Below are 21,161 nucleotides of genomic sequence, written 5' to 3' on the forward strand. Positions count from 1 at the left end.
CTCCTTATCGAATCGTTGTTGACGCCGTCACGCCGGCGTGCCCATCACGTCCACAATCGCCTGATACACCCGCACCGGTTCCTCGGCGATACGGTTGAGCACGTAGAGGAAATGCTCTTCGCCGAAGACCACGTATTCGCGGGTGGGGAAGCCGCGCGCCTTGAGCCCTGCGATGTTTTCTGTGCCGAGGCCGATCAAGGATTCGAATTCATACCAGCGCGGATCGATCCGCTCCTTCAGAATCAGTTCGCTGAGGTCGGCCTGGATCGCGTGGTCGTGCGTGGCGATCGAGCACTTGTGGCCGCTCAGCAGCAGTTCGCCCGCGTACCGGCGATACGCGGCCGCCAGCTCGGGGCTGTTGCGGTCGTAGGAAATCTCCGCCGACTCCAGAAACGCGCCTTTGACCAGTCGTATGCGGCCGGGAATCTTCATCAACTGCGGCAGGTCGCGCGCGGTGCGATGGCGCTTGGCCGGCACCGTGATGCCGACGTTGTGCAAGCCGTCCTCCTTGTGCAGCCGCGCGTAGACGGCGTAGATGTCGTCGGCGCGGTCGGCGCCTTCCATCGAGATCATCACCTCGCGGTTGATTTCCGCCGCCGCCAGCGCCACCCGGCGCAGATTCCGGTAGCCCAACTCCAGGTCCACCATCGAGCCGACGTGCGACAGGTCCAGCGAGATCGAGCAGTTCAGATTGCGCTGGCCGACCGCGCGCGTGAGTTCCATGAACACCTCCGTCTCGGCCATCGCGAACGCTTCGTCGCGCACGCTCTCGCCCATGTATTCGACCGACGCCGCGTGGCCTTGCGCCACGATGCTTTCCACCCGCGTCAACGCCTCCGCGACCGTCTGGCCCGCCACGTAGCGCTGCGAGACTTTGTGCATGTAGGCGCGCAGCAGCGGGTCGTTGCAGAATTTTTCCTTGGCCGATTCGTCGAGCGCCAACGCGCGCAGCGCCGTCGCGGCTTGATCGACGAGGCCTTGCCATTGGGCGGGGAAGGTTGGTGCGGACACGGCGTCTCCTGAAGTGGTGGAATAAACAACACATTGTGTCATAGCGACGGCGGCTCGTCCAAACGGTGGCGCATCGCTGTCGCTGCGAAACTGATGATTGCGCAATCTCAGGCGCGCGAATATACGCCAGAAAACGCCCTTATTGCTGTATTTTTTTGGCAACTTAGTTCAAATTAAACGATTGACGAAGTTGTTATAAAGGCAGAACATCCAAAAATGATTGCGCATAACATTTGTCTTGTTAGGAGGTTGATAGTCACTAAAAGTAACAAAAATTGGTAGAGGAAAACATAAAATAATGCGCCCAAGGCGCGCACCCCACAGGCAGCGATGCCGGGTAGAGGAGACAGTATGGACAGTAAGTTGATCGGCGCGCCACGGCGCGGACCAGGCTTGGGCGGATGTATTGCCGCCACCGTCGTAGCAGGCCTCATTTCAAGCGCGCATGCGCAGACCACCCCGGCGCCGGCGGTTGCGCCGGCCTCGTCGCCGGCCCCGGCGCCCGAGCCGGACGACGACAAGGACGCGAAGCAGCCGGTCAAGCCGACCGTGGTCATCAGCGGCTACCGCAGTTCGCTGGCGCTGTCCGCCAACGAGAAACGCGAGAACATCGGCCTGAGCGATACCGTGTTCTCCGAAGACATCGGCAAATTCCCGGACCCCAACATCGCCGACGCGCTGGCCCGCGTGCCCGGCGTCACCGTCCGCCGCGCCGAGATCGACGGCGAGGGCCTGAACATTTCCATTCGCGGCATGGGCTCGGCCTTTACCCGCGTGCTGCTCAACGGCGCGCCGATGGCGTCGGCGTCGGCCGGCAGCTGGGGCGGCTCGATCAGCGCCAACCGCGAAGTCGACATGGACTTCCTGCCGTCCGAGCTGTTCCGCAGCGCCAGCGTCTACAAGAGCCAGCAGGCCAGCCTGATCGAGGGCGGCATCGCCGGCACCGTCAACATGCGCAGCGTGCGGCCGTTCGACAAGAGCGGCTTCCGCTCGGCGTTCACGCTCAGCGGCAACTACCGCGAGCAGAACGGCAAGATGGGCGCCACCGGCTCCGGCCTGATCAGCAACACCTGGACCAGCAACGCCTGGGGCAAGTTCGGCCTGCTGGGCGGCGTGGCCTTCGGCGACACCAAGTACAAGACCGACGGCTTCCAGTCGGTCGACATGCGCAACTTCCAGCTGAAGTCGTTCCAGGCCAATGCCGCAGACAAGCCCAACAGCACCGGCGGCGGTTCGCAATCGACGCCGGACACGGTGCCGTCGGGCCTGGCGCTGAACGACTTGCCCGAGTACGCCCGTTCCATCCTGGTGCCGGGCAAGCAGATCGACCGAGCGATGCTGCTCGCGCTCAATCCCGGCGCCACCATCCAGCAGATCGACAACGCGCTGATGGCCCGCCTGGGCCGCCATCTGGTGTATGAGGGCGAGCGCAAGCGCATCGGCGAAGTGCTGAGCATGCAGTGGCAGCCGAACGACAAGTGGGACGTCTACCTCGACCTGGTCGCCGCCCAGAAGCGCAACAAGATGACCTACCAGGCGATGAACGCCGGCACCCGCGCCAACACGGTGATTCCGATCGGCATGGAGTTCGACCGCAGCGATTGCACCGTCGGTTGCGTGCTCAACAAGGCGATCTTCGCCAACACCTTCTGGTCCTTGGAATACCGGCCCATGGAGGAGAAGACCAAGTTCCACAGCGTCAACCCCGGCTTCGAATTCCGGCCCACCGACAAGCTGACCATCGACGCCCACTTCAACGCCACCAACAGCACCTTCTACCGCGACATGCCGACTGTGCTGTTCGCCACGCGCTCGCCCAACTCGGTGATCAACTATGACAACACCCAGCCGGGCCTGCCGCCCAGCTACAGCGCCAATCTGGATATCAACGATCCGGCCAACTTCGGCTGGTACCAGGGCGGACAGGGCTTGTCGGGCCTGCGCATGGACCTCTACGAGCGCAACAACACCACGCGCGGCACGCGCCTGAACCTGAACTGGGGCGACAACGACTTCAGCATCAAGTTCGGCGGTGCCTACGACGACATCAAGCGCCGCTACCGGGGATTCTCCGTGGCCGACGCCTGGATGAACGTGGCCTGTGGTAACAACGTCAGCGTGCGCTACGCCGCGCCCAACACGCAGCTGCGCACGCCCGGTTGCGATGGCCGCAGCACGCCCGGCCCGATCACCGACGCGGCCACGGCCTATCCCGGCTACGGCACCGGCTCGACCAGCGGCATGACCGCGCCGCTGACCTATCTGGGCTCGGTGGTGCCGAACGCCGCCGTGAGGAATTACGTCAATCCGTCCAGCAACGGCTTCATCACCGTCGATTGGCCGAAGTTCGCGCAGGACACCGACTATCAGTACTTCCGCGATAACATCTACAAGGGCTTCAACAATGGCAGCGGCGGCTATATCCGCGAGGCGGTGAGCGCGTTCTACACCGAAGTCAACGGCCGCAACCAGGTCTTCGGCCGCACCTTGCGCTACAACGCCGGCGTGCGCTACGCGCGCACCAAGCAAACCATCGGCGCGCTGAGCGTCGGCGCCGATCCCCGCAACGCGAACCTGCGCAACGGCGGTCTGTACGACAACATCAGCGTGTGGGCGTACGAGTCGACCACCTACAGCAACACGTTGCCGTCGGCCACCATGGCCTATAACCTCACGCCGTCGGTCATCGCACGCCTGTCGGGCTCGAAATCGCTGACGCGCGCCAACCCCGCCGACCTGCGCCAGACCCAGCTGACGGTCGGCGACCAGGGTATGCGCCAGGGCAACCTCACCAATCCCAACCTCAAACCGTTCGAGGCCAACAACCTCGATCTGGGACTGGAGTATTACATCACCCGCGAGGCTTACGTGTCGGTCAGCGGCTTTGCCAAGGACATCATCAGCCGGCCGGGGCAGCGGGTCACCACCTACACGCTGGCGCAACTCGACGCGCGCTTCGGCACCCTCGGCCTGACCGACGCGCAACAGCAGTCGGTCAACGCCAGCGGCGGGCGCGACAAGCATCTGATCGAGATTTCCGAACCCTACAACATCGACACCAAGCTCAAGGTGCGCGGGGTGGAAGTGACCTGGCAGCAACCGCTGGACATGTTGCCGGTCAAGGGCTTCGGTCTCGCGGCCAACTTCACCTACGCCAAGCAGAAGGACGAGGCGGCCAACGCGCCGCCGGTGGCCGGCGTTCCGCCGCGCACCAACAACCTGACTTTGTACTACGAGCGCAACGGGCTGAACGTGCGCGTCGCGCGCCAGTACACGGCGGCCCACGTCGTCAACACCGGCACCGGCCTGACGGTCCCCGGCGGCGCGTATGCGTACACCACGGAGCGCTCTCAGGTCGATTTGTCGGTCGGCGCCAATCTGAAGCAAATGTTCAATTTCCGCTACAACACCGATCTGACGTTGAGTGTGTGGAACGCGAACAAGGCGATCAGCCGCACCTACACGCAGTTCAGCAACGCGGTGGCCGACGAGTACAAGCCCGGCGCGGCCTACACCCTGTCGCTGCGGACGACGTTCTGATGACGGCCCGGCTCACGCATCATCGGCTCGTCGTGCGGATCTTTTGCGCGGCGTTGCTGGCGACCGCGCCGGGCCTGCCTTCGGCGCAAGCCGGAAAGCAGGTCAAGGCGCAGGCCAAGGCGCCGGCGCACCCCCAGCCCAGGACCTGGACCGCCGACAACGGCAACGGCACCTTCACCAATCCATTGTTCTATGACGAGTTCTCCGATCCGGATCTGATCCGCGTCGGCGACTGGTTTTATATGACCGGCACCACCATGCACGCGATGCCCGGTCTGCCGGTGATGCGGTCGAAGGACCTGGTCAATTGGGAGTTCCTCAGCTACGCCGCGACCAAGCTGGATTTCGGTCCGCAGTTCCGGCTGGAGGACGGCAAGGAAATATATGGGCAGGGGATCTGGGCGCCCAGCCTGCGCTTCCATAACGGCACTTTCTATATCTTCACCAACATCAACCGCCGGGCGACGCAGGTCTACTCCGCGACCGATCCGCGCGGACCGTGGAAGCATCACGAGATGCGACGCAGCCTGCACGACTTGTCGGTGCTGTTCGATGACGATGGCAAAGCTTACGCTGTCTGGGGACACCAGACCATGCAAGTTGCCCGCCTCAACGACGATCTGACCGACATCGTGGCCGGCTCCGAAAAGACCTTGTTCGACAAGGACGACGGCATGGGGGAGGGCGCGCACTTCTATAAAATCGACGGCAAGTATTACATCCTCAGCGCCAACTACGCCGGCGGATTCCGCATGCCGGCCGCGCGCGCCGACAACGTCTACGGCCCCTACGAGGTGAACCGGGCTATCAGCATGGACGAGGGCTTCGGTCTGGCGCGCGGCAACCGCATGAAGGAAGCCAAGCCGCCGTTCGTCATCGACCGGCCCAAGCCTGGGTCCGGCGACGCCACGACCTTGCACCAGGGCGGCATCGTGCTCACGCCGGCGGGCGAATGGTGGGGCTTCTCGATGATGGACTACAACTCGGTCGGACGTCTGACCGGCCTGTCGCCGGTGACGTGGAAAGATGGCTGGCCGTACTTCGGCCTGCCGGGCAATCCGGGGCGCAATCCGCGCACCTGGGTCAAGCCGAAGACCGCCGTTCCCCAGCCGATCCGCGTGCCGTACGAGCGCAGCGACGACTTTTCCGGCGATAGGTTGAAGCCGATCTGGCAATGGAACCACGTGCCGGTCGAGAACAAATGGTCGCTGACACAGCGGCCGGGTTTCCTGCGCCTGCATTCCCTGCCCGCGACATCGTTTTGGGACGCGCGCAATAGCCTGACCCAGCGCGCCATCGGGCCGGTATCGTCGCCAACGGTCGCGCTGGATCTTGCGGGGCTCAAAGAGGGCGACATCGCCGGCCTTGGTCTGCTCAATTTGCCCCACGCCACGCTCGGCGTCGAAAAAACCGCCGAAGGCTTGAACATCGCGCTATTCGACCAGATCAGCGGGCAGGCCACACGGATTGCGCTTGACGCCAAACGAATCTGGCTGCGCGCCGACTGTGACTTTCTGGCCGAGCAGGCGAGATTCAGCTATTCGGTGGACGGCAAGCGTTTCGTCGACATCGGCGGCCTCTGGCCCATGGTGTTCCAGCTCAAGACGTTCCAGGGCGTGCGCTATGCGCTATTTCATTACAACGTCACCGGAGTGGAAGGTGGCTACGCCGATTTCGACAGCGTCGACATCGCGGAGCCGATGCCGCGCGGTTTGATGCGTGCGATTCCTTTTGGCAAGTCCATTAGCTTGGCCTCTTACAAAGCCGAAACCGGCCTCGCCGTCGCGGGAGAAAGGCTGGCCGCATCCGCGCCGACAACGTTCAAGGTGAAGGATATGGGGCTGGGCCGGGTCGCCCTGGCATCGGGAGTGCGTTATCTGGTGGTGGACAAGGAGGGCGGTGTCAGCCTGCGGGCTGGCAAGCCCGGCGCGGCGCAAAGCTTCCAGTGGATGGAAACGCCGACGGGGGAGTTGGTGCTGATGTCGCTCGCGAACAATCGCTACCTGCGCATCGATCCGAAGACAGGAACTCTGGTCGCGAACAGCCCGGGACCGCTGCCGGACGGCGGCGATGGCGTGCGATTCATCTGGTCGCACGCCAAATAACCCTCGGGGGTCAGTGCCGACATTCGGACACGGACACAACCATTACTTGGTTCAGCCCGTGTCCGAATGTCGGCACTGACCCCGCTGGCGTGTCCGAATGTCGGCACTGACCCCGCTGGGGTTAGCGGCGGACGATGCCGCCGTTCGAGCGCTTGACCTGGTCGCCCTTCATCATGCCCGGGTCTTCTTCGAAGACGTAGCTGTCGTGCTTGCCGTCTTCGTATTCGACGTTGACGGTCCACTGCTTGCTCGACCGCGCGTGCTCCTCGACCTTTTTGCCGGCGTAGGCGCCACCGGCGGCACCCGCCACGGTGGCGAGCTTGCGGCCACTGCCGCTGCCGACCTGGTTGCCCAGCAACGCGCCGGCGACGCCACCGGCGATCAGGCCGACGGCGCCGCCTTCACCCTTCTTTTCTCCCAGGACGACCGAGGTGACCCGGCCGCAGTCGACGCAGTTTGCGGCCGGCTTGGCCGTGCCGGCACTCTTATAGGCAGCCTTCGCCTGCGTGTTGGATTTGTTGAATTCGGACTTGGCGTCGCGCAGACATTGCATGCGGGCGCTCGATTCGGTTTCTTCGGCGCACAGTTTCTTGTCTTCCGCGTAGCGGGTGGCGATGCGCTTGGTTTCGGCGTTGTAGTGTTGTTTTGGAGTCTGGGCTTGCGCGGCGGACGTCAGGGCGGCCAGCGTGATCGCCAGCACAATTGAACGTTTATTCATAAGTAAGTCTCCTATTGTTGGCTTAGCCATAAGCGCCACCAGTGTACAGTAAGTCAAATAATCGTGAGATTGTGGCAATCAAGCCGGCGGCCCCGAGCATCATGGAGGCGACCAGGATGATGGCCAGCGGCCAGCGCGATTCGGATTGCTTGCCCGACGCCGGGTTGAAGCGCGCATCCCACTTCTCGTCGGCCATCAATCCGAGCACCAGCGCCTCCAGGAAACCGACCAGTCCGGAGATCATAATCGGCAGCACTTTATAGAAGCCGTCGGCGTCCGGCGCGCCCTTGGCGATCATCCAGGCCAGCGGCAGGCAGGCCAGATGCGCCCACAACCAAGGATCGCGCGGCCCGCGCAGGTATAAACGGTGCAGGCCGAGCCCGCCAAACAGGAAGGCCAGCAGGGCGGCGACGGTCTTGTTTTTGTGACGTGCGGAAGCGGCGGTGGCGGGCGCGGTGTGGTGCGGATTCGTCATGGTTATCGATTAAATAGCCGGAAAGCATGCAGTATCGGTCATAATATCGGCCCGGCCCACCTTTTTATCGCTGTGGCTATTGCCCCGTGCGCCGGAACGGGGGATAATCTTCGATTACCCCAATTCGCCCGATTATTTCATTAACGCTTGCTGCTTCGCGGCAAAGCGCGCTATAATTTGCGGCTTTTTCCGTCCTAGCACACTTTTTGGAAATATTATGGTCGTTATTCGTTTAGCTCGTGGAGGCGCCAAGAAGCGTCCGTTCTTCAACATCGTTGCAACCGACTCGCGCAATCGCCGCGATGGCCGTTTCATCGAACGCATCGGTTTCTACAACCCGATGGCGCAGGGTGGCGAAGTGCCACTGCGCATCACCGCTGACCGTCTGGCTCACTGGCAATCGGTTGGCGCACAACTGTCGCCTACCGTCGCTCGCCTGGTAGCGTCGAACAAAGCTGCTTAAGTCTGGCTGCTGGTTTGACCGATAAGAATGCATCCGGGGTGCAAGTCCCCGACGATCTGGCACAGGTAGGCTTTGTCTTCGGTGCTTACGGCGTCGCTGGCTGGGTGAGGATACGTCCTTTCTCGGAAGATGCGGATGCGCTCCTTTCGGTGAAAACCTGGTGGATCGACAAGCCAAGCGTGCACGAGGTCGAAGTCAAGCAGTCCAAACTGCATGGCGGCGACGTGGTCGCACAGCTGGTGGGAGTGACCGATCGGGACGTCGCAGAAGCGCTCAAGGGCGCCGCTGTTTCGGTTCCGCGCAGTTCGTTCCCGGCCTTGTCCGATGATGAGTTTTACTGGACCGAGTTGATTGGTCTGGATGTAGAGAATTTGCAAGGTGAGCACCTCGGTACGGTGACTGACATGATGAGCAACGGTCCGCAGTCGATCTTGCGCATCACGGCAGCCGTCGCTGAAGATGCGAATCCCGAAGTTGCGGCGCAAGAGCGCCTGATCCCGTTTGTCGAAGCGTTCATCATCAAGGTGGACAAGGCGGCCAGGAAGATCACCGTCGACTGGGGCCTTGATTACTAAAGAACATAAGGGCGGCCCGCCATGCAATTCGATGTCGTGACCCTGTTCCCCGAAATGTTCGCCGCACTGACGCAGTCGGGGGTCACCCGGCGCGCGTTCGAACAGAATAAATGTGGCTTGTCGTTGTGGAATCCGCGTGATTTCACCACCGATAATCACCGCACCGTGGATGACCGCCCCTATGGCGGCGGCCCCGGCATGGTGATGCTGGCCAAGCCCCTGGAAGCGACGCTCAACGCGGCGAAGCAGCGCCAGACCGATGCCGGTCTGCCCGCCCCCCGCGTGCTGTTCATGTCGCCGCAGGGCAAGCAGTTGACGCACGAGCGTGTCATGCAGCTCAAGCAGGAGCCCGGTCTGGTGATCCTGTGCGGCCGCTACGAGGCGGTGGACCAGCGTTTGCTGGACCGTTGCATCGACGAGGAAATCAGCCTCGGCGATTTCGTGCTGTCCGGCGGCGAGCTGCCGGCGATGGCTTTGATGGATGCCGTGATCCGCCAGATTCCCGGCGTGCTGAACACGGATGCGTCGGCGATCGAAGACAGTTTCGTCAACGGCCTGCTCGATTCGCCGCACTACACGCGGCCGGAAACGTACGAAGGGGTGGGCGTGCCGCCGGTGCTGATGGGCGGCAACCATGCCGAGATCGAAAAATGGCGCCGCCAGCGCATGCTGGAGGCGACCGCGCGCAAGCGCCCCGATCTGCTGGTCAAGGCGCGCGAAGGCGGCCTGCTGACCAAGCATGACGAGAAATTTTTGGCAGGTTTATAAAAACCTGTTGTTGTAGAAGCTTGCGGATATGTTGTCCGCCTGTTTAACCCCATCCTCTACTGGGCGAGTGTTTGAACAGCACTCATTGCGCGCCAGCACGATGGTTTTTGGAGTCTTAAAATGAATCTGATTCAACAACTCGAGCAAGAAGAAATCGCTCGTCTGGGCAAGAAGATCCCTGATTTCGCCCCTGGCGATACCGTGATCGTCAACGTCAACGTCGTCGAAGGCACCCGCAAGCGCGCCCAGGCATACGAAGGCGTCGTCATCTCCCGTCGTAACCGTGGCCTGAACTCGAACTTCATCGTTCGTAAGATCTCGTCCGGCGAAGGCGTCGAGCGTACGTTCCAGCTGTACTCCCCGCTGATCGCTTCGATCGAAGTGAAACGCCGCGGTGACGTACGTCGCGCTAAACTGTACTACCTGCGTGATCGTTCCGGTAAATCGGCACGTATCAAGGAAAAACTGCCAAACCGTCGCCCAGCGGCGAAAGCAACCGCAGCTTAATAGCCGCGCTTGTGTTTGGATGAAGGGGCACCACCTAACGGGGTGCCCTTTTTTTATATGGAGACAGCGTTGGCCAAACCGCTATTTGATCCGAAACTGCTGCCGATCGACGCCATCGCCGGCGAGCCGGCCATCGCCCGCGAGCGCCTGGTGCCGCAATGGCTGCGCAGCCGCTTCGCCGAGCAGCCGGTCTGGACGCCGGAGAGCACCGACGAGCGCAACCTGCAGCGCGCCGACGGCACGCCGGCCACGGCCGCCTCCGTGCTGATCCCGCTGGTGCTGCGCGAGACCGGCCTGACCATCCTGCTGACCCAACGCAATCCCGACCTGACCGACCATCCCGGCCAGGTCAGCTTTCCCGGCGGCCGCGCCGAATCCTACGACACCGGCCCGGTCGACACCGCGCTGCGCGAGTGCGAGGAGGAGATCGGCCTGGACCGCTCCCATGTCGACGTCATCGGCACCATGCCCGACTATTACACCGGCACCGGCTACCGCGTCACCCCCGTCGTCGGCCTGATCGCGCCGCCGTTCGAGCTGCGGGCCGATCCTTCCGAGGTGGCCGAGATCTTCGAAGTGCCCTTGGCCTTCCTGATGGACGGTTTGAACCACCAGCGCCTGTCGGCCCAAATTGCCGGCGGCGTGCGCAGTTTCTATGCCATGCCTTACGGCGAATACTACATCTGGGGCGCCACCGCCGGCATGCTGCGCAACCTGTTCCACTTCCTGCGCGCTTGATGTCCGAACTAATAAGTTTGATTCTCCCACCACGGTGGGTTATCGTAGCGGGCATCAAGGCGTCGCCGACCTAAAAAGGACCATTAATGACATTTCTTTCCATTTTATGCGCGCTGCTGCTCGAGCAAATGAAGCCGCTGCGCGCGGACAACCCGATCTACGCCGAGATCAAGAGCCTGGCGTTGCGGATGGAGACTTGGTTCAACGCCGGCCATTCGAGCCATGGCCGCCTCGGCTGGTTCCTGATGATGGCCATCCTGATGGTGCCGACCGCGCTGATCTACTGGGTGCTGAAGTATTACGATTGGTTCCTGGCCGCCTTCGCCTGGAACGTGCTGGTGGTGTACCTGACCCTCGGCTTCCGCCATTACAGCCACTATTTCACCTCGATCCAGCTGCATCTGAGCGCCGGCGACGACGCCGCCGCGCGCGCCTTGCTGGCCGAATGGACCAAGCAGGACACCGTCGGCATGGATGTCAGCGAAATCTCCCGCGTCGCCGTCGAGAAGGCGCTGATCACCACGCACCGCAGCGTGTTCGGCGTGTTCTTCTGGTTCCTGATGCCGCTCGGCCCGGCCGCCGCCGTCATGTACCGCGTGTCCGAATACCTGGCGCGCGCCTGGAATGAACCCGAACATATGCGCAACGAGGCGTTCGGCCAGTTCGCCGCCCGCGCGTTCTACTGGATCGACTGGATACCTGTGCGCTTGACGGCGGTGGCCTTCGCCGTGGTGGGCAACTTCGAGGATGCGATCTACGCGTGGCGCAATTTCGCCCACCGCTGGAATGACAAGGCGATCGGCATCATCCTGTCGGCCGGTGGCGGCGCCATGGGCGTGCGCCTGGGCACGCCGGCAGAGAACGCGGCCAAGGTGGTGCTGGTCGACGCCTCGACCGTGGACGTCAGCGACATGGAGCCGGACATGCTGCCGGGCGAGGAGCCGGGCATCCGCGCGCTGCAAAGCACGGTGGGCCTGGTGTGGCGCGCATTGTTGCTGTGGATGATGTTGCTATTGCTGTGCTCCGGCGCCGCCTGGCTCGGCGGGACGCCTTAAAACGGCCGAGAGCAGGGTACAATAGCGGTATTGCCTTGGTGCGGAATGATGAGTTTTCTGCACCAATTTGGTTATCCGCGAGGAAAGGTCGATTGAAATCAATGACTTACGTATTTAGGTCTTCTATAAGATATAATACGTAAGATTCTTCTAGAATGATATCCGCCCGGCGCACCTCGCCGGGACTTTCCACGCATTCTTGTTACCAACAAGTATCTACGCACAAGCCCCGCCCATGGCAGAGTCAGTTCAAAAACCGGCAGAACAGCAGGAATCGTTCTTCATCCTTGGCCTCACCAGCAATGGCAGGCAGTTCCGTCCCAGTGACTGGGCCGAGCGCCTGTGCGGTGTGATGTCCTGCTTCAAGCCGGAAGGCTACGGCGGCGGACGCGACTCCCACTTGCAGTTTTCGCCGTATGTCACGCCGACGGTGGTCAACGGCGTCAAGTCGGTGGTGGTCAACGGCAAGCTGCGCGCCCTGGAGCCGCTGGCGTATCACTTCGTGATCTCGTTCGCCAAGGATAACGACCTGCAGATGGTCGACGCCTGCCTGGTGCCGGAGAAGTAATACCGGCTCCACGGCGGCATGGAACCGCTGCCCAAACCACGGAATTACCAAACCACTGAAACACGTAGGGCGGATTAGCGTCAGCGTAATCCGCCAAGCTCCGTCGGCGGCGCATCCATGGCGGATTAGACGTATTCACGCGCAGCCGGCCGCCGCCCTTTAAGCCATCCCTCAGAAAAATTTCGTTTTTGCCACTACCCACGTCGGCGGGGTGGGGCTATGCTGCCTGTTCATCCGTTTTTAGCGAGACACCATGAACAACAGCCGTTTGAAACACGCCGTCGTCGCCAGCATGCTGCTGTGCGGCCTGTCCTTCGCCGCCACCGGCACCGCCTGGGCCGCGCCCGCGGCTGCCGCCACCGCCGCCGTCAAGCTGCCGGCCGGCGTCGTCAAGGGACCGTCGGTGGAAGGCATCACCGAATACCGGCTGCCCAACGGCTTGAAAGTGCTGCTGTTCCCGGACGCCTCCAAGCCGACGGTCACCGTGAACGTCACCTACCTGGTCGGCTCGCGCCACGAGAACTACGGCGAGACCGGCATGGCCCACCTGCTGGAGCACATGCTGTTCAAAGGCTCGCCGAAGAACCGCAGCATCCCGCAGGAATTCGCCAACCGCGGCATGGACTTCAACGGCACCACCTCCTTCGACCGCACCAACTATTACGAAGTGTTCCAGTCCAGCCCCGAGAACCTGAAATGGGCGCTCGACATGGAAGCCGACCGGATGGTGAACTCCTTCGTCGCGCGCAAGGACCTGGATTCGGAAATGACGGTCGTGCGCAACGAGTACGAGAGCGGCGAGAACAGCCCGTTCGGCGTGCTGCTCAAGCGCATGGAGAGCGTCGCCTACGACTGGCACAGCTACGGCCGCGACACCATCGGCAACCGCAGCGACATCGAAAACGTCAAGATCGAAAACCTGCAGGCCTTCTACCGCACCTACTACCAGCCGGACAACGCGGTGCTGCTGGTGGCCGGCAAATTCGACCCGGCGCAAACGCTGGCATGGATCAGTAAATCGTTCGGCGCGATCCCCAAACCCAAGCGCGTGCTGCCGCCATTCTGGACGGTCGAACCGACCCAGGACGGCGAGCGCAGTTTCGTCGTGCGCCGCAAGGGCGACATGCAGCTGGTGGTCCTCGGCTACAAGATCCCGTCGGCGCTGCAGGAGGATAGCGACGCCCTCAGTTTCATGTCCGAGATCCTCGGCGACACGCCGACCGGCCGCCTGCACAAGGCGCTGGTGGAAACCGGCAAGGCCGCGCAGGTGTTCAGCTTCGGCCAGACCGGCTACGCGCCCGGTCTGCAGTTGATCGGCGCCGTGGTCAAGGCCGGCGAGCCGCTGGAGCCGGTGCGCGACGCGCTGATCACGGCGGTCGAGAGCTTCGCCAAGACGCCGCCAACGGCCGAGGAAATGGAGCGGGTGCGCCGCAACGTCGCCAACGGCATCGAGAAGTCGCTCAACGATCCGCAAAAGGTCGGCGTGACCTTGTCGGAGGAGATCGCGCTGGGCGACTGGCGCCTGCTGTTCCTGGACCGCGACAAGCTGCCGACGATCACGCCGGAGCAGGTCAGCGCGGTCGCCGCGCGTTACCTGAAGCGCGACAACCGCACCGTCGGCACCTTCATCCCCGAGGACAATCCGCAGCGCGCCGAGATCCCCGCCGCGCCGACCGTCGCCGAGGTGATGAAAGACTTCAAGGGCAAGGACAGCGTGCTGACGTCGGAGGTGTTCGATCCGAGCCAGGACAACATCAACGCCCGCACCGAGATCAAGACCATCGGCGGCCTGCGGGTCGCGCTGCTGCCGAAGAAGAATCGCGGCGAGGCGGTCTCGGTCAACATGTCGCTGCACTGGGGCGATGAGAAAAATCTGTTCAACACCTCCATCGTCTCCGGCGCCGCCAGCGCGATGCTGATGCGCGGCACCGACAAGTTCACGCGCGAGCAATTGTCCGACGCCTTCGCCAAGTTGAAGATCTCCGGCGACCTGTATCACTTCGATACCACCGGCCCGAATCTGGACGCGGCGCTGCGGCTGGTCGCGCATGTGCTGAAGGACGCCAGCTTCCCGGCGGCGGAATTCGAGCAACTGCGCCAGCAATGGCTGGTCGGGATAGAAGCGTCGCGCAACGAGCCGCAATCCCTGGCCCGCACGGAAATGGACCTGTACTTCAACCACTACCCGAAAGGCGACGTGCGCGCGCCGATGTCGGTGGACGAGCAACTGGCGGCGGTCAAGGCGCTGAAACTGGAGGACGTGGTGGCCTTCCACCGCAAGTACTACGGCGCCAATCACGGCGAGATCGCCGTCGTCGGCGATTTCGACAAGGCCCTGATCAGCAAAACGATAGCGGACAGTTTCTCCGGCTGGGACAGCAAGGTCTCGTACGCTCCGGTCACCAGCGTCAACGTGGACAAGGCGCCGATCGTCAAAATGATCAACGCGCCGGAGAAGGAAAACGGCTTCTACACGGCGCGCCTGAACCTCGACTTGAACGTCAACGATCCCGACTATCCGCTGCTGGACCTGGCCAACTACATCTTCGGCGACGGCGGCTTGAAATCGCGGCTGATGGACCGCATCCGCCAGAAGGACGGCTTGTCGTACGGCGGCGGCACGGGCTTGCAGGCGGGCGAGATCGACCGCGCCGGCAGCTTCGACGTCAACGCCATCGCCGCGCCGCAAAACCTGAAAAAGCTGCAATCGGCGATCAGGGAAGAGCTGGACCGCGCGGTAAAAGAAGGCTTCACGGCGGCGGAACTGGCGGGCGCCAAATCGGGCCTGCTGCAGCAGCGCATCCAGAACCGCTCGAAGGACGAAGTACTGGCCGCCGGCTGGACGCGCAACCTGTACCTGAACCGCACCTACAGCTGGAGCAAGGAATACGAGGACAAGCTGAAGGCCGCGACCTTGGCGCAAGTCAACGCCGCCTTCCGCAAAGCCGTCGACCCGGCCAAGCTGACGGTGGTGGTGGCCGGCGACGAGTCCAAAGCCAAAAAATAAGGAATGTTCTGCATCATCTCCAATTATGTACTATCATTAGTTACATGAGACGAGACAGCAAACTATCCTCCATCCTGCACGTGCTGCTGCACATGGCGCACGCCGACCGGCCGTTCACCTCGGACGAGCTGGCCGGCTTCCTCGGCACCAACCCGGTGCTGGTGCGCCGCGTGCTGGCCGGCCTGCGCGAGCGCGGCTATGTCGGTTCCGACAAGGGCCACGGCGGCGGCTGGACCATCACCTGCGACCTGCGCCGCGTGACCTTGCGCGACATCTACGAGGCGGTCGGTTCGCCCACGGTGTTCGCGATGGGGAACCGCAGCGAACAACCCGAATGCCTGGTGGAGCGCGCCGTCAACGACGCGCTCTCCAGCGCCTTCGACGAGGCCGAGGCTTTGCTGATCGAGCGTTTCAAGGACGTCACGCTGGCCGATTTGTCGGCCCGCTTCAACGATGAATACGCCAAGCACAAAGGAGCCTCCCATGCACATCCCACATCCGAGCACTGAATTCGACGTCATCGTCATCGGCGGCAGCTACGCCGGCCTGTCCGCCGCGATGCAGCTGGCGCGCGCCCGCCGCCGCGTGCTGGTGATCGATGCCGGCCAGCGCCGCAACCGCTACGCCACGCATTCGCACGGCTTCCTCGGCCACGACGGCCGCGAGGCGGCGGCCATCGCCACCGACGGCCGCGCGCAGTTGATGAAGTATCCGACCGTGCGCTGGATCGAGGGCTCGGCGCAGCGGGCGGAGAAAGTGGAGCAGGGCTTCCGCGTGACCTTGCAGGATGGCGGCGCCTATAACGCGCAGCGGCTAGTGCTGGCCACCGGCGTGGTGGACGAACTGCCGCCGGTGCCGGGTCTGGCGGAGCGCTGGGGCGGCACGGTGTTCCACTGTCCTTACTGCCATGGATTCGAGCTGATGGAGGGGCGCATCGGCGTGCTGGTCACGGGGCCGTTGTCGATGCATCACGCCATGATGCTGCCCGATTGGGGGCGGGTCACGATGATACTCAATGGCGCCTTCGAGCCGGACGCCGAGCAGTTGGCGTCGTTGGAGAAGCGCGGCGTGGCGATCGAGCGTACGCCGGTCAAGGCGATCACCGGTCGGGCGACGGTTGAATTGCAGGATGGACGTTCACTGGAGATGGCGGGCTTGTTCGTCGTCAGCCGCACGCATAGTGGCAGTCCGATGGCAGAGCAGCTGGGGTGTGAGCTGGAGCAGGGCCCGATGGGCATGTATGTGCGCACCGACGCGATGAAGGCGACCAGCGTCGCCGGCGTGTACGCGTGCGGCGACGCGGCGCGCATGGCGGGGAATGTGGCGTTGGCGGCGGCCGACGGGACGCTCGCCGGCGTGTCGGCGCATCAATCGCTGATCTTCGGCGCCACCGCCGCAGCAGCGTAATTTTGTGGCGGCTCGCAGATGGCGGATTACGCGCTTCGCGCTAATCCGCCCTACGTGTATCCGTGGTAATGCGGGTTCTCGGGGCGCGGATCTCGCGGCGGCCACCGCAACACGATCATACGCGGAGACACGTAGGGCGGATTAGCGCAGCGTAATCCGCCACGCTCCGCCAGCGGCCATATTCCAGCCCTACACCGCATTCAGCTCCGCCACGAAATCATACAAGTCCCCGCGAAAATACGACCGGCAGAACTCCACCGCCCGGCCATCCCGCAAAAATCCCAAACGCTCCACCGCCAATCCCGCGTCGCCCGGTTTTGCCTGGAGCAGCGCCGCCTGCTCCTCATCGAGCAACAGCGCGCTCAATCGCTGGAGCGCGCGCACCGGCCGGTTGTGCGCGTGCTCCAGCGCCTCGTACATCGACACCTGTACCGACTCCAGCGACGGCAAGCACGTCGCGACAATGGTGGCGTACTCGATGCACATCGGGATCTCGTCCGCATACCGGATCCGGTGAAACCGGTACACCGCCGCCCCCGGACTAAGCCTTAACCGCAACGCCTCCTCCGGCGTCACCGTCCCCTCCGACCGCTTGAGCCACACGCTGCGCGGCGTGCGCCCGCGCGCCCGCATGTCTTCCGAAAACGACGTCAGCTTGGCGAAATTCTTTTCGATCCGCGTATTGATGAAGTTGCCCGACCCCGGCCGCCGCACCAGCAACCCCTCGTCGACCAACCCGTCGATCGCCTTCCTGACCGTGATGCGCGAGATCGACAGGTCGGCCGCCAGTTGACGCTCGGCCGGCAACGCCTCGTCCGGCCCGAACACCCGCTGGTCGATGGCCGTGCGCAGCGCGCGCTGAAGGCGCTGATAGAGCGGCTGGCTGCTGCCTTGCCCCAAGGTGTGCATGATCTCTGCAAGCGATGTCATCCGTTTCGTCTCCCTCGTCTCGGGCCGCCATAAATTGGTCTTTACCCGGTTGTTGCCATACCTGATCCGATAATACCAAAAAGAACCACCGTGCTGGTATCACACTGGTTTTACTGTGGACCGCACCGCCCCATAGATGCTCCCCTGCAACGAAGCGGAAATTGGTATGTGTACTTCGCACAACATATGAAAAAAATATGCCAATTGGTAGTATTCTGGTATTGGTACTGCGGTATATTGGCGTTGAATTGGTTTTGTATAAGGTTGTAAAAAAGGGATCTGCACGACATCGCGGCGGCGATGGCCGGGGAATCGATCGACGTTAAAACAGCACGGGCCTTTCCAAAAAAAACAGGCCGCAATCAAGGGGGAGTAAATGAAAGAGAATCTGCCAGGTAAGACGAACATGCCACGCAGCGCGGTCGAGCAGTTGACGCCGATCGCCGCGGCGGTGGGCCTGATGGTGCTGGGCATGTCGTGGTCGGCGCAGGCGCAAGCGCAGGCGCAGCAAGCGGCCGACGCCGGCAAGAAGGACGGCGAGGAAATGCAAACCGTGCAGGTGCAAGGCATTCGTGCGGCCCTGCAACAGTCGCTGAACCAAAAGAAAAACGCCGAGTCACACCTGGAGGTGATCACGGCCGAAGACATCGGCAAGATGCCCGATAAAAACGTCGCCGATTCCCTGCAACGCGTGCCTGGCGTCAACGTCAGCAACGCCGGCGCCAGCGAAGGCGGCTTCGACGAGAACGACCGCGTGTCGATGCGCGGCACCAATCCCAACCTGACCCAGACCCTGTTCAACGGCCACAACGTGGCTTCCGGCGACTGGTTCATCCTGAACCAGACCACCCAGGTCGGCCGCAGCGTCAGCTATACCCTGGTGCCGTCGGAGCTGGTCGGTTCGGTGGTGGTTCACAAGAGCTCGGAGGCGAGCCTGGTCGAGGGCGGCGTGGCCGGCTCGGTCAACATCATCAGCCGCAAGCCGCTCGAATTCAAGGAAAACTTCACCGGCGAAGTGTCGCTGGGCGCGGTGTACGCCGATTTGCCGAAGAAGACCGATCCGCAATTCAGCGCCTTGTTGAACTGGAAGAACGAGCAGAAGACCTTCGGCGCCTTGCTGCAAGTGTTCTCGGAAGAGCGTCACCTGCGCCGCGACGGCCAGGAAGCACTGTCCTACGACAAGATCCTGGCCAACAGCCCGATGGCGATCGCCAACCCGGACCTGGCCAACGCCTACTATCCCGGTTTCCTGGGCGCCTCACTGTTCCAGCAGGAACGTAAGCGCCAGGGCGGTTTGATCGACCTGCAATTCAAGCCGAGCCGCGACCTGAACTTCGACCTGACCGGCTTCAGCTCGACGTTGAAGGCGTCGAACACCAACGACAACTACCTGCTCAACGGCGGCGCCATCATCAACCAGGGCAACGGCCAGGCGCCGCTGCCGGGCTACGTGGTCAAGACCCAGAACGGCGTCAAGACCCTGGTCAGCGCGAACTTCGCGCCGGTGGCCGGCACCAACTACAACGAGTACGACCAGATCTCGCGCCCGGGCGCGGAAGCGACCGCCAAGTTCGTCGCGCTGGACGGCAAATGGCGCGCCGCCGAAAACCTGACCTTCTACGGCAAGGTCGGCAGCTCGAAGGGCGAGGGCAAGACGCCTACGCAGGACGTCATCGCGTGGAACGGCGCCACCGGCACCGGCGCGTCGTACAAATTGAACGGCACCGGCACGGCGGCCGACTTCTCCTTCAATAACAATCCGGCCGCGACCCCGGGCACCGACGCCACCAGTGGTTTCAGCTGGATGTTCGGCGACCAGAACGTCACCGTCACCGACAAGGAAAAATGGCTGCAACTGGACAGCGACTTCCAGCTCGAAGCCGGCCCGCTCAAGCTGCTGAAATTCGGCGTGCGCGGCGCCGACCACGACCGCTATTCGGACAACGTCGTCGGCCAGGGTCCGACCTGCTCGACCCGCACCGACGCCAACGGCGGCCCGGGCTTCTTCTGGGCGGCGCCGCTGCCTAGCCAGTACAGCTGCATCAACGGCGCCAACTCGCCGTACAACCCGGCCAACTGGCCGGCGGCGGCCGGATCGTATCCGTCGAACTACGCCAGCGGCCTGGGCGGCAATTTCCCGCGCGGGATCTTCCGCTACACCGCCGAGCAGCTGGCGGCGTTCTCCAAGCTGTTCGCCAACCGCGCCACCGACGGCACGCGTGAAGACTTCGGCAATGAGTTCAACCTGAAGGAAAAGAACCGCGCCGCCTACGTGCAGGGTAACTTCGAAGGCGAAGGCTGGAGCGGTAACGTCGGCGTGCGCTATGTGCAGACCAAGGAGCGCGCCGTCAGCAATGTCGGCATGCCGGGCGATACGCCGCTTGGCCAGCCGGGCGTGATTTACACGTCGGCGTTCGGCATCTTCAAGCCGACCGCCGTCGAACACACCTACAACGACTATCTGCCGAGCGCCAACCTGCGTCTTGAGTTGAGCAAGGATCTGGTGGCCCGCTTCGCGCTGTCGCGCACCATGACGCGTCCGGACTTCTCGTCGCTGGTCGGCACCTTCACCTTGACGCCGCCGGCGGCCAAGGGCGGCGTCGGCTCCGGTTCGGGCGGTAACCCGGATCTGAAGCCGATCACGTCGAACAACTTCGACGCTTCGCTGGAATACTACTTCGCACCGCGCTCGCTGGTGTCGGCCAGTGTCTACTACATGAACCTGACCAATTACATCGGCCAGGGCACGCGTGTGGGCACCTACCGCACCTACACCGAGGCGACCAAGATCACCGATCCGGATGGTTTCGACGCGCAGTACCTGATCTCTTCGCCGATCAACAGCAAGGGCAAGGTCAAGGGCATCGAGCTGTCGTACCAGCAGCCGCTGTTCGGCTACTTCGGTATCGACGGCAACGCCACCTTCACCAACGCCAGCGACAGCAGCGGCGCCAAGGTGCTCGGTTCGTCGAAGCGCACTTACAACGCCAGCGCGTTCTACGAGGATGAGCGTTTCAACGCCCGCCTGACGTACAGCTATCGCTCGGATTCGTATGTGGGCCTGGATCGCGGCACGGAGTTCAACCAGGTCGGCATGGGGTACATGAACGCATCGCTGGGTTATAAATACAACGAGAAGATCGGCTTCTCGCTGGACATGCGTAACCTGAACGATCCAAAGCTGAAGTACTACGCCTTGAACGAAGACCAGCCACGTTCGGTCTACAAAAACGGTCGCCAGTTCTTCCTGACGATGCGCGTGAAGTACTAAACCGGTCGGACCGCGTCCGCCTC

The 21,161-nt window shown here is 62.9% G+C and carries 17 protein-coding genes; 13 read left to right on the plus strand and 4 right to left on the minus strand.

Going from position 1 to position 21,161, the window contains the following annotated elements; genetic code table 11:
- Positions 1–27: 27 nt before the first annotated feature.
- Complete coding sequence (locus AC07P1_RS13235) at positions 28–1,011, minus strand: proline dehydrogenase family protein (RefSeq protein ID WP_494696243.1); 984 nt, start codon at positions 1,009–1,011, stop codon at positions 28–30.
- 351 nt (positions 1,012–1,362) lie between these two features.
- On the opposite strand from AC07P1_RS13235, the gene AC07P1_RS13240 reads away from it, so the two are divergent.
- Positions 1,363–4,551, plus strand: coding sequence for a TonB-dependent receptor (locus AC07P1_RS13240; protein ID WP_494696244.1), 3,189 nt, complete (start codon positions 1,363–1,365; stop codon positions 4,549–4,551).
- Positions 4,551–6,656 (plus strand): family 43 glycosylhydrolase, encoded by a 2,106-nt coding sequence (locus AC07P1_RS13245; protein ID WP_494696245.1) that lies wholly within the window; start codon positions 4,551–4,553, stop codon positions 6,654–6,656. The genes AC07P1_RS13240 and AC07P1_RS13245 overlap by 1 nt, the downstream gene beginning before the upstream one ends.
- 121 nt (positions 6,657–6,777) lie before the next feature.
- On the opposite strand, the gene AC07P1_RS13250 is transcribed toward AC07P1_RS13245, so the two are convergent.
- Complete coding sequence (locus AC07P1_RS13250) at positions 6,778–7,374, minus strand: glycine zipper 2TM domain-containing protein (protein ID WP_494696246.1); 597 nt, start codon at positions 7,372–7,374, stop codon at positions 6,778–6,780.
- Between the two features lie 22 nt (positions 7,375–7,396).
- Entirely contained in the window at positions 7,397–7,849 is a 453-nt protein-coding gene (locus AC07P1_RS13255; protein ID WP_494696247.1) for a TM2 domain-containing protein, read from the minus strand.
- Between the two features lie 217 nt (positions 7,850–8,066).
- Here AC07P1_RS13255 and rpsP point away from each other — a divergent pair, with 217 nt between their 5' ends.
- The 10 genes from rpsP (at position 8,067) to AC07P1_RS13305 (ending at position 16,937) form a co-directional block, all read left to right on the plus strand.
- Positions 8,067–8,312: a 30S ribosomal protein S16 gene (rpsP, locus tag AC07P1_RS13260; protein WP_019921707.1), complete on the plus strand. Its 246-nt coding sequence runs from the start codon at positions 8,067–8,069 to the stop codon at positions 8,310–8,312.
- Between the two features lie 14 nt (positions 8,313–8,326).
- The gene (rimM, locus tag AC07P1_RS13265) at positions 8,327–8,887 is read left to right on the plus strand and encodes a ribosome maturation factor RimM (RefSeq protein WP_494696248.1); all 561 of its coding nucleotides are present in this window, start codon (positions 8,327–8,329) and stop codon (positions 8,885–8,887) included.
- 21 nt (positions 8,888–8,908) lie between these two features.
- Entirely contained in the window at positions 8,909–9,655 is a 747-nt protein-coding gene (gene trmD, locus AC07P1_RS13270; protein WP_494696249.1) for a tRNA (guanosine(37)-N1)-methyltransferase TrmD, read from the plus strand.
- Between the two features lie 120 nt (positions 9,656–9,775).
- Positions 9,776–10,162: a 50S ribosomal protein L19 gene (gene rplS, locus AC07P1_RS13275; RefSeq protein WP_090315727.1), complete on the plus strand. Its 387-nt coding sequence runs from the start codon at positions 9,776–9,778 to the stop codon at positions 10,160–10,162.
- A 69-nt stretch (positions 10,163–10,231) separates the two neighbouring features.
- A complete protein-coding gene (locus tag AC07P1_RS13280; RefSeq protein ID WP_494696250.1) occupies positions 10,232–10,900 on the plus strand; it encodes a CoA pyrophosphatase in 669 nt (222 codons plus the stop codon).
- Positions 10,901–10,986: 86 nt separating this feature from the next.
- Positions 10,987–11,955 (plus strand): CobD/CbiB family protein, encoded by a 969-nt coding sequence (locus AC07P1_RS13285; RefSeq protein ID WP_315216836.1) that lies wholly within the window; start codon positions 10,987–10,989, stop codon positions 11,953–11,955.
- A 235-nt stretch (positions 11,956–12,190) separates the two neighbouring features.
- Entirely contained in the window at positions 12,191–12,523 is a 333-nt protein-coding gene (locus AC07P1_RS13290) for a DUF3579 domain-containing protein (protein WP_090315719.1), read from the plus strand.
- Between the two features lie 253 nt (positions 12,524–12,776).
- Positions 12,777–15,530, plus strand: a complete 2,754-nt coding sequence (locus AC07P1_RS13295; RefSeq protein WP_494696251.1) for a M16 family metallopeptidase — start codon at positions 12,777–12,779, stop codon at positions 15,528–15,530.
- Between the two features lie 44 nt (positions 15,531–15,574).
- Positions 15,575–16,039, plus strand: a complete 465-nt coding sequence (locus tag AC07P1_RS13300) for an Rrf2 family transcriptional regulator (protein ID WP_494696252.1) — start codon at positions 15,575–15,577, stop codon at positions 16,037–16,039.
- Positions 16,014–16,937, plus strand: coding sequence for an NAD(P)/FAD-dependent oxidoreductase (locus tag AC07P1_RS13305; RefSeq protein WP_494696253.1), 924 nt, complete (start codon positions 16,014–16,016; stop codon positions 16,935–16,937). The genes AC07P1_RS13300 and AC07P1_RS13305 overlap by 26 nt, the downstream gene beginning before the upstream one ends.
- Positions 16,938–17,126: 189 nt before the next feature.
- Here the strand turns inward: AC07P1_RS13305 and AC07P1_RS13310 are convergent, their stop codons facing one another.
- The gene (locus tag AC07P1_RS13310) at positions 17,127–17,867 is read right to left on the minus strand and encodes a GntR family transcriptional regulator (RefSeq protein WP_494696254.1); all 741 of its coding nucleotides are present in this window, start codon (positions 17,865–17,867) and stop codon (positions 17,127–17,129) included.
- Positions 17,868–18,243: 376 nt separating this feature from the next.
- Between AC07P1_RS13310 and AC07P1_RS13315 the strand changes: the two genes are divergently transcribed.
- On the plus strand, positions 18,244–21,138 hold the full coding sequence (locus AC07P1_RS13315) for a TonB-dependent receptor (protein WP_494696255.1): 2,895 nt from the start codon (positions 18,244–18,246) through the stop codon (positions 21,136–21,138).
- Positions 21,139–21,161 lie beyond the last annotated feature (23 nt).

This window comes from Duganella sp. GW821-FHT07F09 (genome assembly GCF_059418705.1).

Excerpts from the sequence above, each read along its gene's own strand:
- AC07P1_RS13295 (WP_494696251.1), top strand. The coding sequence starts at position 12,777 with ATGAACAACAGCCGTTTGAAACACGCCGTCGTCGCCAGCATGCTGCTG.
- AC07P1_RS13300 (WP_494696252.1), top strand. The coding sequence starts at position 15,575 with ATGAGACGAGACAGCAAACTATCCTCCATCCTGCACGTGCTGCTGCAC.
- trmD (WP_494696249.1), top strand. The coding sequence starts at position 8,909 with ATGCAATTCGATGTCGTGACCCTGTTCCCCGAAATGTTCGCCGCACTG.
- rplS (WP_090315727.1), top strand. The coding sequence starts at position 9,776 with ATGAATCTGATTCAACAACTCGAGCAAGAAGAAATCGCTCGTCTGGGC.
- rpsP (WP_019921707.1), top strand. The coding sequence starts at position 8,067 with ATGGTCGTTATTCGTTTAGCTCGTGGAGGCGCCAAGAAGCGTCCGTTC.
- AC07P1_RS13255 (WP_494696247.1), bottom strand. The coding sequence starts at position 7,849 with ATGACGAATCCGCACCACACCGCGCCCGCCACCGCCGCTTCCGCACGT.
- AC07P1_RS13310 (WP_494696254.1), bottom strand. The coding sequence starts at position 17,867 with ATGACATCGCTTGCAGAGATCATGCACACCTTGGGGCAAGGCAGCAGC.
- AC07P1_RS13315 (WP_494696255.1), top strand. The coding sequence starts at position 18,244 with ATGAAAGAGAATCTGCCAGGTAAGACGAACATGCCACGCAGCGCGGTC.
- AC07P1_RS13290 (WP_090315719.1), top strand. The coding sequence starts at position 12,191 with ATGGCAGAGTCAGTTCAAAAACCGGCAGAACAGCAGGAATCGTTCTTC.
- AC07P1_RS13285 (WP_315216836.1), top strand. The coding sequence starts at position 10,987 with ATGACATTTCTTTCCATTTTATGCGCGCTGCTGCTCGAGCAAATGAAG.
- AC07P1_RS13245 (WP_494696245.1), top strand. The coding sequence starts at position 4,551 with ATGACGGCCCGGCTCACGCATCATCGGCTCGTCGTGCGGATCTTTTGC.
- AC07P1_RS13305 (WP_494696253.1), top strand. The coding sequence starts at position 16,014 with ATGCACATCCCACATCCGAGCACTGAATTCGACGTCATCGTCATCGGC.
- AC07P1_RS13250 (WP_494696246.1), bottom strand. The coding sequence starts at position 7,374 with ATGAATAAACGTTCAATTGTGCTGGCGATCACGCTGGCCGCCCTGACG.
- AC07P1_RS13240 (WP_494696244.1), top strand. The coding sequence starts at position 1,363 with ATGGACAGTAAGTTGATCGGCGCGCCACGGCGCGGACCAGGCTTGGGC.